At 54.2% G+C, this 14,967-nt stretch carries 18 protein-coding genes; all 18 read right to left on the bottom strand.

The window, feature by feature from the left end; all coding sequences use genetic code 11:
* Positions 1–14 precede the first annotated feature (14 nt).
* On the bottom strand, positions 15–590 hold the full coding sequence (locus QZ647_RS12340) for a DinB family protein (protein ID WP_291272454.1): 576 nt from the start codon (positions 588–590) through the stop codon (positions 15–17).
* 95 nt (positions 591–685) lie between these two features.
* A complete protein-coding gene (locus QZ647_RS12335) occupies positions 686–1,216 on the bottom strand; it encodes a DUF664 domain-containing protein (protein WP_291272453.1) in 531 nt (176 codons plus the stop codon).
* Between the two features lie 180 nt (positions 1,217–1,396).
* Positions 1,397–1,717: a DsrE family protein gene (locus QZ647_RS12330; RefSeq protein WP_291272452.1), complete on the bottom strand. Its 321-nt coding sequence runs from the start codon at positions 1,715–1,717 to the stop codon at positions 1,397–1,399.
* Between the two features lie 201 nt (positions 1,718–1,918).
* On the bottom strand, positions 1,919–2,272 hold the full coding sequence (locus QZ647_RS12325; protein ID WP_291272451.1) for a DUF1801 domain-containing protein: 354 nt from the start codon (positions 2,270–2,272) through the stop codon (positions 1,919–1,921).
* 214 nt (positions 2,273–2,486) lie between these two features.
* A complete protein-coding gene (locus QZ647_RS12320; RefSeq protein ID WP_291272450.1) occupies positions 2,487–3,350 on the bottom strand; it encodes a methyltransferase domain-containing protein in 864 nt (287 codons plus the stop codon).
* Positions 3,351–3,489: 139 nt separating this feature from the next.
* Positions 3,490–3,792 (bottom strand): hypothetical protein, encoded by a 303-nt coding sequence (locus tag QZ647_RS12315; protein ID WP_291272449.1) that lies wholly within the window; start codon positions 3,790–3,792, stop codon positions 3,490–3,492.
* 127 nt (positions 3,793–3,919) lie between these two features.
* On the bottom strand, positions 3,920–4,666 hold the full coding sequence (locus tag QZ647_RS12310; RefSeq protein ID WP_291272448.1) for a class I SAM-dependent methyltransferase: 747 nt from the start codon (positions 4,664–4,666) through the stop codon (positions 3,920–3,922).
* 184 nt (positions 4,667–4,850) lie between these two features.
* Positions 4,851–5,192 carry a hypothetical protein gene (locus QZ647_RS12305; protein ID WP_291272447.1) on the bottom strand — a complete coding sequence of 114 codons (342 nt, stop codon included), beginning with the start codon at positions 5,190–5,192 and terminating at the stop codon, positions 4,851–4,853.
* Between the two features lie 194 nt (positions 5,193–5,386).
* A complete protein-coding gene (locus QZ647_RS12300) occupies positions 5,387–5,962 on the bottom strand; it encodes a PAS domain-containing protein (protein WP_291272446.1) in 576 nt (191 codons plus the stop codon).
* 192 nt (positions 5,963–6,154) lie between these two features.
* On the bottom strand, positions 6,155–6,664 hold the full coding sequence (locus QZ647_RS12295; RefSeq protein ID WP_291272445.1) for an isochorismatase family protein: 510 nt from the start codon (positions 6,662–6,664) through the stop codon (positions 6,155–6,157).
* Positions 6,665–7,024: 360 nt separating this feature from the next.
* Positions 7,025–7,729: a hypothetical protein gene (locus QZ647_RS12290; protein ID WP_291272444.1), complete on the bottom strand. Its 705-nt coding sequence runs from the start codon at positions 7,727–7,729 to the stop codon at positions 7,025–7,027.
* Between the two features lie 772 nt (positions 7,730–8,501).
* Positions 8,502–9,338 carry a hypothetical protein gene (locus QZ647_RS12285; protein ID WP_291272443.1) on the bottom strand — a complete coding sequence of 279 codons (837 nt, stop codon included), beginning with the start codon at positions 9,336–9,338 and terminating at the stop codon, positions 8,502–8,504.
* A gap of 176 nt (positions 9,339–9,514) precedes the next feature.
* Positions 9,515–9,988: a hypothetical protein gene (locus tag QZ647_RS12280; protein WP_291272442.1), complete on the bottom strand. Its 474-nt coding sequence runs from the start codon at positions 9,986–9,988 to the stop codon at positions 9,515–9,517.
* 1,168 nt (positions 9,989–11,156) lie between these two features.
* Positions 11,157–11,594: a hypothetical protein gene (locus tag QZ647_RS12275; protein WP_291272441.1), complete on the bottom strand. Its 438-nt coding sequence runs from the start codon at positions 11,592–11,594 to the stop codon at positions 11,157–11,159.
* Positions 11,595–11,995: 401 nt separating this feature from the next.
* Positions 11,996–12,379 carry a hypothetical protein gene (locus QZ647_RS12270; protein WP_291272440.1) on the bottom strand — a complete coding sequence of 128 codons (384 nt, stop codon included), beginning with the start codon at positions 12,377–12,379 and terminating at the stop codon, positions 11,996–11,998.
* 170 nt (positions 12,380–12,549) lie between these two features.
* Entirely contained in the window at positions 12,550–13,005 is a 456-nt protein-coding gene (locus tag QZ647_RS12265) for a hypothetical protein (protein WP_291272439.1), read from the bottom strand.
* A 625-nt stretch (positions 13,006–13,630) separates the two neighbouring features.
* The gene (locus QZ647_RS12260) at positions 13,631–14,017 is read right to left on the bottom strand and encodes a hypothetical protein (protein WP_291272438.1); all 387 of its coding nucleotides are present in this window, start codon (positions 14,015–14,017) and stop codon (positions 13,631–13,633) included.
* Between the two features lie 160 nt (positions 14,018–14,177).
* A complete protein-coding gene (locus QZ647_RS12255) occupies positions 14,178–14,756 on the bottom strand; it encodes a hypothetical protein (protein ID WP_291272437.1) in 579 nt (192 codons plus the stop codon).
* Positions 14,757–14,967: the final 211 nt, after the last annotated feature.

Here is a 14,967-nt window from a genome sequence, read left to right as displayed (position 1 = left end):
GCTGTCGCGAGGGATCAGGCCTTGTTCGCCCCAGCCTGATTGGAAACAGACTCGTGCCGGCGATCCTTCAAGATCGAGAGATACTGCTCCCAGGGACCGACCGCATGGGCGTGAACCTTTGCCAGTGTTCGAGCGATTTGACCGAGATGGTCGAGATCGTGCACGGCCCAGGTGGCGAGCAGTTGACCCAAAGTGACTTCACCGAGTTCTGGATGCTGTCCCACGCGGTTGAAGTCTGCCTCCGTAAGGTTCATTCCCGCGAGAGCGGCCAGATTGTCCCGCCTGAGCACTTCAAATGTCTTGAGCAGCTCTGATAGCGGCTTGCCCTGGCTCTGGGTGAATTGGGCCGTTCGATCAAACGGATCGAAGGGACGGGGCTCACCCTCCAGGATGTGCCGCGCACGCGGGAGCCAATTGACGCGCTCGCCGTTGATGAGGTGGCCGATCACATCATAGGGAGACCAGGTCTTGTCGCCTTCGGTCGCGGTCACCAGGGCCTGAGGCAGGCCTTCAAGCATGGCCGACAGGCTGGCGGGGGTGCGCGCCAGAATGGCCACGATGTCATCAAGGGAGGGCTCGTGTGGGGTCATGAGGGCATTCTACTGCCGCAGCCTCTGGACGAACCCTTCGGAGAAGGCCACCGGGGTGGCAGGTGATGTGGGCGGAGCCTGCATGACACCGAGGGTTAGCTGGCCGAGGCGCCAGGATTTTGAGGCAGGCGCGCGCGCAACCAACGGATTTGAGCGCAGTGACCGATCTCATCCTCGATCACATGAAACCAGGCCCAGTGGGCGTTCCAGTCTGGTTTAGCCGCCAATTTGCTTTCGAGCCACTGATCGTCTTGCTTGGCCAGCGAGGCGAGTGTCGTTTGTCGCGTCCGAGATAATTCATCCAAATAGAACAGAAGCTCCCGGCCCCGGATCTCCCGCCGACCCCTCTCGCCGAGATCCAGAGCGGGCAGCCGGTCGGCGATGTCGTCATCCGAAGGTTCGTACCCCTCGAATGTGAGGATCTGAAACCAATGTTCGACCGCTGCGGCATGAGCCAGGAGGGCCCCGATCGAGTTGCTTTCCGGATCGTGAAGGTGGTCGAATTCTGCAGGCGAAAGGCCCCCGACTGCTGAAAGGAGGGTGTGCCGAACATGGGTGAGCATGCAGACCAGCCGGCCTAGGCCGGGGGTGTAGCCGGGAGTAGGGGCGATGATATTCGGAATCATGGGCCGATCCTGATGCCGCATGGGTGGGGGCCGCCTAGCGGGTAAAGCCCCGATCCGCCTTCACCGAGGTGATGAGAGGGGGCTGGGAGGCCGCGAGCTGAGAGAGAGTGGCAGGTCATGCGGGCGGGGTTCAAGTTGCGGGGAGGATCAGGCCGAGGCTGAGGCCATGAGGTTTCCATCTTAAAATGTGACAACCTTATCGGCCCAAACGACCATGTCGAGGCAATCGACCATCGTGGAAATCGGGCAAACCTCGGATTCGGCCTGGTTTCGACCCTTGATGCAAGTGCCGCAGGCCAGGATGGCCCCCTTGTTTTCAGCGAAGTCATGGAGCTGATGGCGCACATTGTAAGTTTCATGGGTGATGGATTCGGCTTCAACGCCGGCACTCATCAGGAACAGCTTGACCTCATGGCCCTGCTTTAATGCGGTATTGGCGAATCGGACGCCATTCCAGGCCTTTTCGGGTTCGTTGGTTTCGAGGATGATCCCGATCTTCATGTTGGAACTCCGTCGGAGGGGGTGTGGCTTTCTTTGGAATCGGCCTGGCGAATGAAGCTAACCGGATCCGCCTCCATCGAGGCGCTGAGCGAAGCCGAACACGCGGGAAGACGGGGGCGGGAGGAAGATCCTGTGGGCGGAGTCCGAGGTGAGGGGAGGCTTCGGCCGTCCTGGAGGGCGCGGTGGAATGGGGCCTTTGAATCATACATAGGCAATCCATTGCTGGATGATGCTCACGAAGGCCTTTCGTTTGCGGTTGAAATCCGTCCTATCCCTGAAGACGATGGTCGCGCGGTCCTTCGCAAGCCACTTGAGCAACCCGTCGGCATCGTGGATGGCTAACCCGTCCGAGCTCGACTTCCGGACCTTTGCGCCGAGGTGAAGGATGATGCCGATCCCCGTCTTCTCGCGCAGGTTGGTCGTGGCGAAGTAGTCCGTGGTTCGGAAGCTGGGTGCATTCCACTTGATGCCCTCGGCAATGGTCGGATCGGCACTGAGAATCGCGAGTCGAATCTCCTGGATCTCGGATGGGTGTGCGTGATCCAGGTTGCGCATGAACTCATCGACGGCCTTGGTCGTATCGGCTTGGCTGTGGTGCCGCTTGGGGCCCGAGTTCTCCGTTGTCACGCGCAGCCCCCTTTTTCGTGAGTGGTCTGAGGAAAGATAACCGGACCCGCCTGCACCATGGCATTGGGCGCGGTCGAAGAAGGGAAGCGATGAGAGAGAGACGGTGGCCGATCAGGAGAAATTCGAGTTGGGCCAGGGGCGATCACTTCGTGGCTGCACCGACAAGGCATTCCCCCGGTGCCTCGAACCCGCCCGGCGATTCAAAAGGGCGCAGGGAGCTTTCGACTTCGTTCCACACGGACTCGCGCTCTTGGGGAGGCAGATGGGCCATCATGGCATTGAACGCACCGAAGGCTTCCCGGGCGACCCGCACATACTCAGCCGAACTGGCCATTCGATGGGGAACCGGCACGGCGCGAACCTCGGGATCGGTAAATCCGGCTTGGCGGAAGACGCCTTCGAGCACCCCCGGGGCGCCCAGACTGAAGGGGCCCGGTTGTCCCGGAACGGGTGGCGGGAGCTGCGCTCGCCGACGGATGGTGGAAGCGGGCAGGGCCCCCCAGCTGTTGCGGTCCGGCGTCGAAAAGACCGCGACGGCAACCCGACCACCCGGCTTCAGCGCGCGGCGCCACTCGCGTAACGCGGTCACCGGGTGGGGCATATACATCAGGCCCAGCCGGCACAGCACCGCATCAAAGGACGCGTCCGGGAGATCCAGGCTCTCGCCGTCCATTGCGCGCGTCTCCATCTGCCTGAGCCCTCGTTCACGGGCGACCTGGAGCGCCAGCTCGGCGATCCCTTCCGCGATGTCCGTCGCCAGCACATAGCCATCAGGGCCGACCCGCTCCGCGGCACTGACCGCGGGTTCCCCCGCCCCGGTTGCGATGTCCAGGATGCGCTGGCCTGGCTGAATCCGGGCGAGGTCGAGCATTTGACTGGTGACCACCCCGTACCAACGATCCAGGATGGGATTCCAGTGCCGCCACGCCGCACCGTCCTTGTTCCATTGCTCCCGCTGTGCGTGCTTGTACTTCGCTGCGTCGAATGAGGGTTGCTGTTCCGCCATAGGAAAGCCACCTCCCGGTTGAGACACTGATGTTGGTTCGTCGTACGGGACTCAGTCTGCCAACAAATGAAGCGACCTGGTTTGGCCTGTACCGAGGCGCTGAGCCAAGGCGGTGCAGGCGGGGTCCGACTTGAGCGGGTCAGGCGCTCGGTGTGAACGAGTGAAAAAGACCAACGGCCAATTCGATCCAAACGATGGCCAGTGCCAGAGCAATGAGGGCAATCAAGAGCCCGCGGTAGAAGCGGCTGGAGACACGCTTGAAAACAATAACCATGGATGAGCCGGCCCCAAGCAAGAGGGCGGCGGCAGTTCCAAAATCCAGAACGGTCCATGCAACCCCGGGGGTGAATTGCATGGCCAGTAAAGGGATGAGGAGCCCTATCGCCGTGATGAGCACGACGGATAGCAACGGTTTGCCTAGGGAATGGGCGTGGGGGTTCATAGCGCCTAATGTCTGGAGTCAACCGGCGATGCCGCCTCCCGGATGATAGGGGAAAAGGAGAAATCGGAATGCACGAGGGTGAAGGTGGGAAGTGGCTGCAGCGGCCGGGTTGAACGATGGGTTAGGTTCATCGCGGCATCAGAGCGAATACACCCCAGCCCAGGTATTCGCGCGTGTAAGCGGCGTAGCGCCCGGGTTCCGAGGTCAGTTTGGCTCGAACCTCTTCCGCGGACTCGTCATCGGGATTGGTTTCAAGCCATCGGCGCATGGTGAGCCATTTGGCCGCCTCATACCTGTCCCAGTCGTCTTGGTCAGCCAGAACCATTTCAACGATGTCGCAGCCAAGGCGGTCGAAAGACGCGAGAAGTTCAGGCAGCAGGAGAAAGTCGGAGATTGAGTTGGCAAGACATCCCTTGGCAACCTCTTTCGTCGGCGGCAACTGCCGCCAGTAAGGCTCGCCGATGAGGATGATCCCTCCGGTCCGCAGGCTCTGCGCCAGAAGCTCGACGGTGCCGGCGACTCCCCCGGCAATCCAAGTGGCGCCGACACAGGCGGCCACATCGACCCCTTCATCCGAGACATAGCCGGTGGCATCGCCGTGGATGAACTTGACTTGATCGGCGACGCCCAGTTCTTCAGCACGGCGTTTCGCCTGCTCGGTGAACAACCGGCTCATGTCGATGCCGGTGCCGACGACTCCGTGATCGTGTGCCCAGGTGCATAGCATCTCCCCCGAACCGCTACCGAGGTCGAGGACTCGAGCCCCCGATTCCAGGCGCAGCGCCACGCCGAGGGTGGCCAGCTTGCCTGGTGTCAACGGGTTATGAATGCGATGAGCACTTTCGGCAATGTTGAAGATCCTTGGGATGTCCATTCCGGGAATCTCCTCATGGATGTGAGTCGATATGGTCACGGCCTAACGAATGAAACCAAGCGGCCCCGCCTGCACCGAGGCGATGAGCGGAATTGAAATAGCGGGAAGTTGAGAGGGAACGGAAGGCAATGCAGGCAGGGTCAGAGTTGAGCTGAGGGTTGGGCCTATATCTGGGTCTGCGGCCTCAGGACCGCGGGTCGAACCCAAAGACGCGCAACTCTTGGTCACAGCGGCAGGCCTTCGCGATGCGTGCAGCCCACGCGACGGCCTCTTGGCGCGAGGGCAGCTCGAGCACGGTGAACCCGCCATTGAGCTTGGGCGCCCACGGGTAACCACCCATGGCGACCGAGCCATCGGCCGAAACAAGCACTGGCGGAACATCTTCGTCGATGCCACCGCCGAAGATGTAAACGCCAGCGGCCTTCGCCTCTTCAATCACGGCATGCGCATCGCGGCCCACTGCCTCCAACTCACCGGAGGGAACGACCATCGCGGCACTGGGGAAGGAGATCAGGTATTTAGCCATGGTGCCCTATACCTTGGTTGATGCTGGTTTCGCGGTTTGCGGGAGGCCTAACGAATGAAGCTAACCGGACCCGCCTGCACCGAGACGCTGAGCGGAGTCGAGGAAGCGAGAGGATGAGAGAGAACGGGAGACAGTGCGGGCGGGGCCGAGTTGAGCTGAGGGTCAAGATCCGATTGGCACAACGAGGAGCTCGGTCATTCTTTTAGCTTTCCACTACAGTCCGGGCAGATTCCATGGGTGAATTCTGCTTTTGAGTGGTCTTTCACATATTCTTCAAATTGGAGCCAGTAACCGTCGTCGTCTTTAACTTTTCTGCACCATGCACACACCGGCAGGAGCCCAGTCAGTTCTCTGACTTGGGCAAGGACCTCTTCCTTCTCTCGTACGACCTGCTCCAATGCTGCTTCGCGTTCGCGAAGTAGCGTTACATCAGCCACGAGAACGGAAAAGCCGAGAACTTCTCCATCAACGATGTCCGGCGTGTATGTGGCAATGGTATCTCGATGGTTACCTTGAGGTAGTGGGATTCGCCGCTCAAACACCTGTTTTTGGCCATTGAGCGCCGCAAGTATGTAGGGAAGGTTCTTTTCGTAGATGGGGCCTAGCAATTCTTTCATGGTCATTCCAACCATTTGCTCTGGCGTCTTTCCGAACCATTCGAGGTAAGCGTTATTGGAAAAGACGCATCTTTGACTACGATCCCAATAGGCCACCATTGCGGGGATGTGATTTACGACTCGTAGTGCGATCTGTGAAAGCGTTTGTACCATCCCAAGAACTCCTCATTCACTTATGCCGACCGAATAGTATTTTATCATTCGAATGCAAATAGGTGCAGTTCCCTGTCCGAATTGACGGGGTGGCTGGATGGCGTTGTAACGATGGGAGTTGACCGGCGCTGCCCGAGCGGCGCGGAAGGGCGAACAGCGCCCCGCAGCGGCAGCGTTCAAGTTGAACGAAGGCTAGGCGAAATGGATGTGCTCGCTTTTAACAGCAGAAACCGAGCCCTTCCCTGCCGAGAAATGCCGAAGGGTCCAATTGTGGTGCGCGATGATTTGCTCCGCATTTAGATCATGGTGCGGGAAGGTGGAGTGTGCATCACTTGCGAGTTGGACGGTGTATCCAAGTGAAGCAGCTCGTCTGCAGGTAGTATCAATACAGTAATCAGTTTGTAACCCTGCGATCACCAGGTGCTTGATGCCTCGTATTTGTAATTCTTCATCCAGTGGAGTATCGAGAAAAGAATCGCAGAAATGTTTTGTTATATGAAGGTCACCTGATATGGTTTGCATCCGTGGGTGCAGGGACATATTGGGTTCAACGCGGTGATCCACCACAAATACAACAAGAACCGAATTCAGGCGGGCAAGTTCAATCAGTTTCTCTACTTTGCTCATTAGGGCTTCGGAGTTCCACGGCCCCTCATCGATGAGGCTGATTTGCATGTCAACTACGAGTAGCGCGGTTTTCATTTACACCTTTGGTCTTTGAGGGTTCGACGCCTAACGAGTGAGCTAACCGGGCCTGCCTGCGCCAAGGCAATGAGCGAAGTCGAGATGGCCAGAGCAAGAAAGAGAGCGCCTGGCAATGCAGGCGGGACTCGGGTTGAGCGGAGGGTTAGGCCAGGTCAAGCAGAACGGCCGAACAGGCGAATTGACCAGCCGAACGGAGTTCTGACGAGCCTGTTATTCGAGGCCTAACGAATGGAGCTAACCGGCCCCGCCTGCACCGAGGCGATGAACGAAGCCGAGGAAGCGAGAAGTTGAGAGAGAGCGGAAGACATTGCAGGCGGGGTCCGAGTTGAGCGGAGGGTTAGGCCGAAGAACCAAAGATCAGATTCGATTGAGACGTTCTTGGACGAGAGTTTCGATTTGATTCATTAAATTTTTCAACGATTCCATCGCCTTTACCCACTGTTCATAGAATTGCATGTACTGTCCTGGGAAGGAGCCAGCCTCTTTTGCTATTTTTCGACTAGACATTGCCGCCCAACATTCTTCATCGGCCTTTTTGAATAGATCTTTCAATGAGGGAGAGAAAAAGATGGAATTGAACATTATAAATTTCGCATAGTCGCTGTACGCATTACGAGCTGAGTTGTACTCGCGCCAAAAGGTGATTTCTTGGTGATATTTATTTCTATCAGGTGCAATTCTCAGCTCGGTTTTCTGAAAATCTGCCATATCACTTTGGGTTACAAATTCTTCAAATTGGGGATCTGACATACTCTTCAGATCCGGTGATTCTTTATAGGAAGCTACAAATCTTGATACATGAAGTTGGAGAAGGACTAATAACTCCCAGGCTTTCGGTAAAACTTCATATTCCCTTTGGTTCAATTTGTTGAGCCGATCGAGAGAAGAATTTGTAGAAATCTTAAATGTTTCAAGTTCCTGACGTTGCTGATGACGGAGCTTTTCGATTGAGGCTTGGAATTTCGACTCGAGCCATTTTGTACCGAAGAATTTATAGAATCCGAATGCAACGGCTGCGCCTCCACCACCAGCTGAAAGTAAGGACGCCAAGTCAAACGGCATGGCTTCTCTCCTAAATGTGAGGCCTAACGAATGAAGCTAACCGGACCCGCCTGCACCGAGGCGCTGAGCGGAGCCGAGGAAGCGTGAAACTGAGAGAGAACGGAAGGCAATGCAGGCGGGGTCCGAGTTGAGCGCAGGGTTAGGGCGACCAGGGCGATTGCAAGTGAAGAAGGAATTTCTAGGGGCGAACGGGTGGGACACTAAAAGCCTCGACTAGAACTGAAGACTTGGTTTGGCAGTCTATCCGTACCTTGAATGGACGATCCTTACTTCGGCCAAGCACGAAGTAAGGCGCCTTGTTCCATTTACCAATCCGCCCCTCGGCTACCACCCATCTGACAGTGACTTGGTCTGGTTGGTATTCAATATTCAGACCTTGTGGGGTCTCTTCCTGGAATTGGACGGAATCTGCATCGACGGACCCGAAAATTCGAAGTTCGGCCAAGACCCGCGAGTTTTCCTCTCGGCTGTAGCCCTGAGCACGAACATAGCCCCCGGAAACATGTGAGCGAACCACGACTGGCCCTGTGCAAGCACAAAGAGAGAGAAGGCCTAAAAGGATTGGTGTGATGCGCCAACTGGTCATGTTGAATTCTCCGTTGAAAGGAGCCCTAACGGATGAGGCTAACCGGACCCGCCTGCACCGAGGCGCTGAGCGGAGCCGGGATAGCGAAATGCTGAGAGAGAGCGGAAGGCAAGACAGGCGGGGTCCGAGTTGAGCCGAGGGTTAGGCGGCTGTGGATAACAAACATCCTATTACCACAATACAAGTTCAGTCCCAGGCCGATAAACGATCGAATTCAGCGGCTTTGAACTCATATGTGTCCAGGCCGTTTGTGATTGTGGCCCCTATCAATCCGAAGTCATTGTGCATGCGTCGAAGAGCCTGCACGTCGGTAAGGCTTGGTGCGAGTGCACCACCTACATCGGTTCGTGAATCCTCAGTGGTATAGAGGCGATCTCCTGGTTGGCGGTCGAACATGAAAGGATGATTGTGCAAGTGAGTGATGAGGTCCATACCCGCCTTTACGTCAAGGGCGACCCTTTCTGTGACCTCATGCCTTAGCTTTGTACCGATGGTATCGCCACCGGACATGTAGACATGGATTCGGCCGTTTCCTCTGAGGATGTATGCAGAGAATTCGGTTGGGTGCTCAATCATGGGATATCGGTTCGCCTGGTGTTGGAATAGCAACCATTCCAAAGCGTTGACAGGCCTTTGCTTTCCAATCTGCCCATCGAGCACGAGGCGGCCATTTTCGGATTCCCGCCTTGAAGGTTTTCCCACTTGGGCAGCGTACAAAGCGTACTGCCGTTCCAGTAGACCTCGTTGAAGGAGCCCACCTTCACCTAGACGCTTTGCCAGGGAGGCCTGGTATTCCAATCTAGCCTTGCACATCTGGACTGGTCGAAACCACTCGGTAGAATCCGCGAGGTCAAAGTACTCGTTCTTCTCTCCTGGCCTTGGGTTCTGAACATGGATGAGGGTTGACTTGCCTTCAATAACTACTGGCGTTTCCATCAACCCCGAAGGCTGTGAGTAAAGAAACCCGATGGAATTTGTGCCTATACATAACTCTAGCCATAGAAGTGCGAGGGGAGAACTCATAGGGACCTCTAGAAGAGCCGCCTAACGAATGAAGCTAACCGGGCCCCGCCTGCACCGAGGCGACGAACGAAGCCGAGGAAGAGGAATGAAGAGAAAGAGCGGAAGGCAATGCAGGCGGGGTCCGAGTTGAGCGGAGGGTTAGGCAGGCCTGAATACAGTAATGGTGTGCGTTATTCTTACTCGTGATCATACGAGATCTCGATTTCGATTAGGCGCCCCCGAGTGAACCGCATGGTGAGGAAACACATTTCAAAACTGAGTTCGTACTCGAATGAATCTTCTTTGGTGATTGCAGCTGGTCCCAGGATTTTCAGAACCTTCTCCTTGCTGTCACCGAGCGCCAATCCAAGTGGGAGCGGAATCGTTGGATCTGTAATGACGACGCTACCCAGTTCATCTTTGGTGTAGCGATCGCCTCGAATGAATTCGAATCGGAAGCCGCGATGTAGTTCCGTGTGCCATTCACCATCAAGCTCTGAATTCGAGTTGTGGTATTTCTCCATCCAATGACGAAGGACAGATCCCCGATGGCTTTTGAAAAAGTCTCTTCCGAATGGGATGAACTTGTTGATCGGAGAATGCTCATCGTATTTAACAGGTGGTGCTTGCGACCTCAGTGAAACTGGGGCCGCGATGAGAATGGCTGCCATCGAAGTTCGGAGAATCATCGAAGCCTGCCTAACGAATGAAGCTAAGCGGCCGCGCCTGCACCGAGACGATGAGCGGAGCCGAGATAGCGAAGTGTTGAGAGAGAGCGGGAGGCCGTGCAGGCGGGGTCCGACTTGAGCGAAAGGTTAGGAGCGTGCGTGGGCCCGTTTGTATGCACCACACTCTTCACGAAGCGGACAAGCTAAATCGGGTTCATTGTTGAACCATGAATAAGCGGTGCAAGTGCCCATTGATTGAGTCGGTGGTTGTTCTGGGATAGCCGTCCTAGAATATACTCTACCCTTATAAATTCCACAGAATTGAGTGGTATCAGATGGGTCTAGCTGGTTGTACAGTTGCTGAAAAATGGAATAAATCAGATTTAGAGTTCCTGATGCGAAAGCATTGATTTCAGAATGAATATTGTCAATTATGTATGCTCTATAGCCGTCTCCGAGGCCCTCGTGAATATACCTGATTTGAGTGCTTACTTTGTCTTTGTGGCACGAACCAGTACCGCCATGTGTGAGCTCAGTTCTTAATTTACGGAGCTTTGGGAACCAATCGTCCGCAGCCTGAGATAGGAGGAGTCTGATTGTTTCCGGAAATCCGACTCCATAGGAGGAAGAGATGGCCTTATCGAACAATTTTTTGGTAGAGCTGTTTTGTATTCCTTGTACATTTCTGTATATGTGATAAAGAGTTGTTCTTAGGCAATCTAAAGCGGCATATAGCTCGCATGCAAGAGTTTCGACTACAGCTGAGTACTCGTTGCTCCGGGCGTTGCTTGTGTACCCATTCTCCTTCAATTCGGCCAGATCCTCGTCGATGCCTGGGTATAGACGATTTGCTAGATTTGCCAATATTTTGAATTTCCTAATGTGGCTATCACATGAGCGAACCGAATGTGATAGAGGTCTGTTGACAGGGAATGGTGGGCCCATGAATCGGATGAATTGTTCTAGGGGCGTCCATTGCTCTGGAGTGAACATCAATAAAAATCGGTCGTTCCCAGCTGATGCCATGAGGCGAAAGCTCCTAACGAATGAAGCTAAGCGGCCACGCCTGCACCGAAGCGATGAGCGGAGCCGGGATAGCGAAATGCTGAGAGAGAACGGAAGGCAATGCAGGCGGGGTCCGACTTGAGCGGAGGGTTAGGCGGTTCGCCATTCAAAAGGATGGTTGGCTTTCATTCTGCCAGGCGGGTAAAGCCAGCCCGAAGAGGCGCTCGTGGATGGTGGGCTTGTATTGACGAAGAGCAAGGAGCAATGGGTTGTAGACAATAGCCATTCCTGGAGTTGAAAGGAAAATGTCGTAGGGGAACTTGTAAGCCCCGGATTCAGTTCCGAGATGCGGGTGGGAAAGAAATTGGTTCAACCGGCATAGGGTTTCGGACCAATTGGGGCCGGAGTAGTGGAATGGCAAGGTTTTGAACAACTCGTGTCTTGAAGGGACGACACCACCATTTTCATTACATAGTTCAAGGTAGTGGTCGCCGTCTTCCCATCCCTGAACATAGAGTGAGACCTTGCTTTCACCGGCGAATTTCGTTTCGGCCAGTTCGAGGAATTGGCTAGTTTGGATGTTCTGCTGGTAATCAGAGGCCATCGATGCGACGCCTAACGAATGGAGCTAACCGGACCCGCCTGCACCGAGGCGCTGAGCGGAGCCGAGGAAGCGAGAAGCTGAGAGAGAGCGGAAGGCAATGCAGGCGGGGTCCGAGTTGAGCTGAAGGTTAGGCCGAGACGCCAGGTTTGCCGAGGCATGGACCGAGACGACGAGGAAACCGAGCGGACGATTGAAAGAACGAAAGAATTGCGAGACGAGTGGGAAATGCGAAGTGCCTTAAAGCGATGTGAGGTGTGGCTTTTCGAGGCCTAACGAATAAAGCTAAGCGGCCCGACCTGCAGCCGAAAAGCTGAACGAAGTTGAGAAGGACGAATGAAGAGAGAGGAAAGCAGGCCGTGCAGGTTGGGTCCGACTTGAGCGAAGGGTTAGGCATGCACGGATTACTTTAGAAATTTTATAGCCTTCCCTCGTGCGATGAATTCAATGTAACCATTCTTATCCGGAGTCGTGGATTTGGTGGAGATACCAATAAATATTAGAGCATCGGCCTTTAGTTTCCATGCCTGGTACCGAAGACCAGCTACAGCACTGGCCTTCTCTAAGGTTTCGCCGGTTCTCTTTGGCCAAACATTTTCAAGATCTTGGATCACTGAGTACCTGCGCCCATTGAGCGCCGATTCATCTTGGATAACGGGGAGGGAATTAGCGACCGATTCATTAAATTCGGTAATTTGCTGCCCTCTATAGGCAGAGGTGCGTTCAGATGAAGGCTGTTGGCAGTTCATTGCGAAAAGAAGCGTACAGAAAGTCGCGAGAAGGAACATGGTTCGAATCCTATTGTTCATTTTGATTCCTATGATGCACGCCTAACGAATGGAGCTAACCGGACCCGCCTGCACCGAAGCGCTGAGCGGAGCCGAGGAAGCGAGAAGCTGAGAGAGAGCGGAAGGCAATGCAGGCGGGGTCCGAGTTGAGCTAAGGGTTAGGGCGAAGGTTATCTCGCAAAAAGTTTGGCGGGTGAATAAAATTCGATAATTACACTTGATTGGCCAACAGGAGGGACAACCACCTCTCTAGATTCAGAATTCAAATCCTTTGGATCGAACTTCAACTTAATGCCGGTGGTTTCTTCTGGAATGACTTCTGTGAATACGATGGGTGATACAGGATCTGATTTTGATGGCCTTGGTTTAATGAATTTGATTTTAGGCTGTGAGGCCGGCGCAAAGGGCTGCGTTTCACCGAAGAGGGTAACGGGCCAATTGCCCCGGGGTAAGAAGGCATAAGAAAGATGCGTCCTGTCAGGCCTTGAGATGAGAAGGACAGCCCCAGCCCCACCGGTCGAAGAAATTTTGGCTTCCAGTCGGATGGCTGAATCCCGCATTTCAGGATTTACTAATGATTGTTGACTCTGGTTCAGCACGAGCAAAGCGAAAATGGGAATGAACATGAATGACACCGTGTTGGAATGAAATTGGGGATGAGCCCTAACGAATGAAGCTAAGCGGCCACGCCTGCACCGAGGCGACGAGCGGAGCCGAGATAGCGAGATGCTGAGAGAGAGCGGAAGGCAATGCAGGCGGGGTCCGACTTGAGCGGAGGGTTAGGCCGAGACGCCAGGTTTGCCGCGGCATGGACCGAGACGACCAGGAAACCGAGCAGACGATTGAAGGAACAAAAGAATTGCGAGACAAGTGGGAAATGTGAAGTGCCTGAAGCGATGTGAAGTGTGGCTCTTCGAGGCCTAACTAAACTTGGACGGCGAGGACGAAGATGTTCGTAATCCGCCTAATCCGGTTTGAGATGGATGTAATTGCTGATTTTACCGCGGAGCTATTGAACGAGGCAATTTGAATGGGCAGACCAAAAAAACGCGGATGGAGCGGGTTTTGGAAGAACTGAGGCCTAACGATTCGATGCAGGCCTAAAATTTAGAGCGTACTCCGCTGGTTGGGCGGCCTAACGAATGAAGCTAACCGGCCCCGCCTGCACCGAGGCGCTGAGCGGAGCCGAGGAAGCGAGAAGATGAGAGAGAACGGAAGGCAATGCGGGCGGGGTCCGAGTTGAGCGGAGGGTTAGGCCGCGCGTGGGATCTCGCCAAGTTTCTGCCCCTGACGGACCGTGAGCCAAAGTGGAAGCATGAAGAAGGGCATACCGTACCAAACGGCCCTATCTAGCGACGGCATTGATTTGTTGTGCGTTTGCTTCAGGGCGATGATGGCCTGTACGACCATTGGAATCAATATGCCCACCTGCCCAAGCCAAGCAACGGGGAGCATGACAAGGAAGAAACTACCAAGGCCGAGAAACATTCCTTTGTAGTAAGCGGATTTAGTCGCAAACCAAAACCAATCATTTTTGAGAACTGGCCAGCAGAGTTTGAAGATTTGAAAGGCGGTGTAGAAGGTGAACAACCCCCACGCGAGGTAAGCCAAGGTTCCGAGTATTTCGAGAGCGATCATGGTGCGGCCTAACGAATGGAACTAACCGGCCACGCCTGCACCGAGGCGCCGAACGAAGCCGAGGTAGCGAGAAGTTGAGAGAGAGCGAAAGGCAATGCAGGCGGGGTCCGAGTTGAGCTAAGGGTTAGGCTGGGTGTTTATGTCACAAATATATAAAAATTTATTGCTCGTGGCTCGAATGGTTCAACCTATTTTCGATCAATGATTTCAAGTGCTCAATTCGATATTGTAAAATTTTATTACTTATTTTGGACGGCGCAAATAAGCCTAAAGTTCCCCCACCCATAATTATTAAAGTCCCGAAACCAGGGCCAATTTTTTCGTAAATCAATTCTGCCGGAATAAAAATAATATAGAACGAAATAAATGACAACCAGCTTAAAATAATAGTATGAGATGTTGAAAACAGAAATTTCAAATTTTTATTTGTGAAGAAAAATTGGCAAGATAATAACACTACAAACAACATATCCTGAAGCAATCTATCTAGTGAATGATGTTTTAATATAAGTAAAAATGAAAATATCGAAATGAATACCCCGTATGTGAGCCAATTGATGGTAGCAAAATTTGATTCATTCGGAATTTCAGGAAAATTACTGCGTAACTCGGACCATTGTCCATTAGCTTTAAGTGACATTGTATTGCCATCTGCAAGCGTATTTAATATCCCACTTAGAGTTGTTTCATAGGGTTTGCTTTTGATGGTGCAATTTTCTACTACAAATTTGATTGCCAAGTTGACCCCCTCCTTTTGTCGATCAATGAATAGGAATTGTCGATGCTGCCTAACTTTGAATTGGACGGTGGGGTTGGGGGGTGGGTGAGTACGCTTCGGGCCGGAAACCTGGGGGTGGGGGGAAGCCGTGCTTGGGGGAATGGGCGTACTGACGGGTGGACTTGACGGGCGAAAAAAAGGCGATAAATTGGGCGCAGTCCAGCAAGTTGAA

This window comes from Geothrix sp., from assembly GCF_020622065.1.
Taxonomy (GTDB): Bacteria; Acidobacteriota; Holophagae; order Holophagales; family Holophagaceae; genus Geothrix.
The sequence above is the reverse complement of the archived record's forward strand: the minus strand, read 5'-3'. Positions and strand labels throughout refer to the sequence as shown.

What these genes read in the sequence shown, in the direction of transcription:
- QZ647_RS12310 (WP_291272448.1), bottom strand. Translation starts at nt 4,666, where the DNA reads ATGGACATCCCAAGGATCTTCAACATTGCCGAAAGTGCTCATCGCATT.
- QZ647_RS12270 (WP_291272440.1), bottom strand. Translation starts at nt 12,379, where the DNA reads ATGTTCCTTCTCGCGACTTTCTGTACGCTTCTTTTCGCAATGAACTGC.
- QZ647_RS12295 (WP_291272445.1), bottom strand. Translation starts at nt 6,664, where the DNA reads ATGAAAACCGCGCTACTCGTAGTTGACATGCAAATCAGCCTCATCGAT.
- QZ647_RS12300 (WP_291272446.1), bottom strand. Translation starts at nt 5,962, where the DNA reads ATGGTACAAACGCTTTCACAGATCGCACTACGAGTCGTAAATCACATC.
- QZ647_RS12290 (WP_291272444.1), bottom strand. Translation starts at nt 7,729, where the DNA reads ATGCCGTTTGACTTGGCGTCCTTACTTTCAGCTGGTGGTGGAGGCGCA.
- QZ647_RS12320 (WP_291272450.1), bottom strand. Translation starts at nt 3,350, where the DNA reads ATGGCGGAACAGCAACCCTCATTCGACGCAGCGAAGTACAAGCACGCA.
- QZ647_RS12305 (WP_291272447.1), bottom strand. Translation starts at nt 5,192, where the DNA reads ATGGCTAAATACCTGATCTCCTTCCCCAGTGCCGCGATGGTCGTTCCC.
- QZ647_RS12340 (WP_291272454.1), bottom strand. Translation starts at nt 590, where the DNA reads ATGACCCCACACGAGCCCTCCCTTGATGACATCGTGGCCATTCTGGCG.
- QZ647_RS12325 (WP_291272451.1), bottom strand. Translation starts at nt 2,272, where the DNA reads ATGCGCAACCTGGATCACGCACACCCATCCGAGATCCAGGAGATTCGA.
- QZ647_RS12315 (WP_291272449.1), bottom strand. Translation starts at nt 3,792, where the DNA reads ATGAACCCCCACGCCCATTCCCTAGGCAAACCGTTGCTATCCGTCGTG.
- QZ647_RS12285 (WP_291272443.1), bottom strand. Translation starts at nt 9,338, where the DNA reads ATGAGTTCTCCCCTCGCACTTCTATGGCTAGAGTTATGTATAGGCACA.
- QZ647_RS12335 (WP_291272453.1), bottom strand. Translation starts at nt 1,216, where the DNA reads ATGATTCCGAATATCATCGCCCCTACTCCCGGCTACACCCCCGGCCTA.
- QZ647_RS12275 (WP_291272441.1), bottom strand. Translation starts at nt 11,594, where the DNA reads ATGGCCTCTGATTACCAGCAGAACATCCAAACTAGCCAATTCCTCGAA.
- QZ647_RS12260 (WP_291272438.1), bottom strand. Translation starts at nt 14,017, where the DNA reads ATGATCGCTCTCGAAATACTCGGAACCTTGGCTTACCTCGCGTGGGGG.
- QZ647_RS12280 (WP_291272442.1), bottom strand. Translation starts at nt 9,988, where the DNA reads ATGGCAGCCATTCTCATCGCGGCCCCAGTTTCACTGAGGTCGCAAGCA.
- QZ647_RS12330 (WP_291272452.1), bottom strand. Translation starts at nt 1,717, where the DNA reads ATGAAGATCGGGATCATCCTCGAAACCAACGAACCCGAAAAGGCCTGG.
- QZ647_RS12265 (WP_291272439.1), bottom strand. Translation starts at nt 13,005, where the DNA reads ATGTTCATTCCCATTTTCGCTTTGCTCGTGCTGAACCAGAGTCAACAA.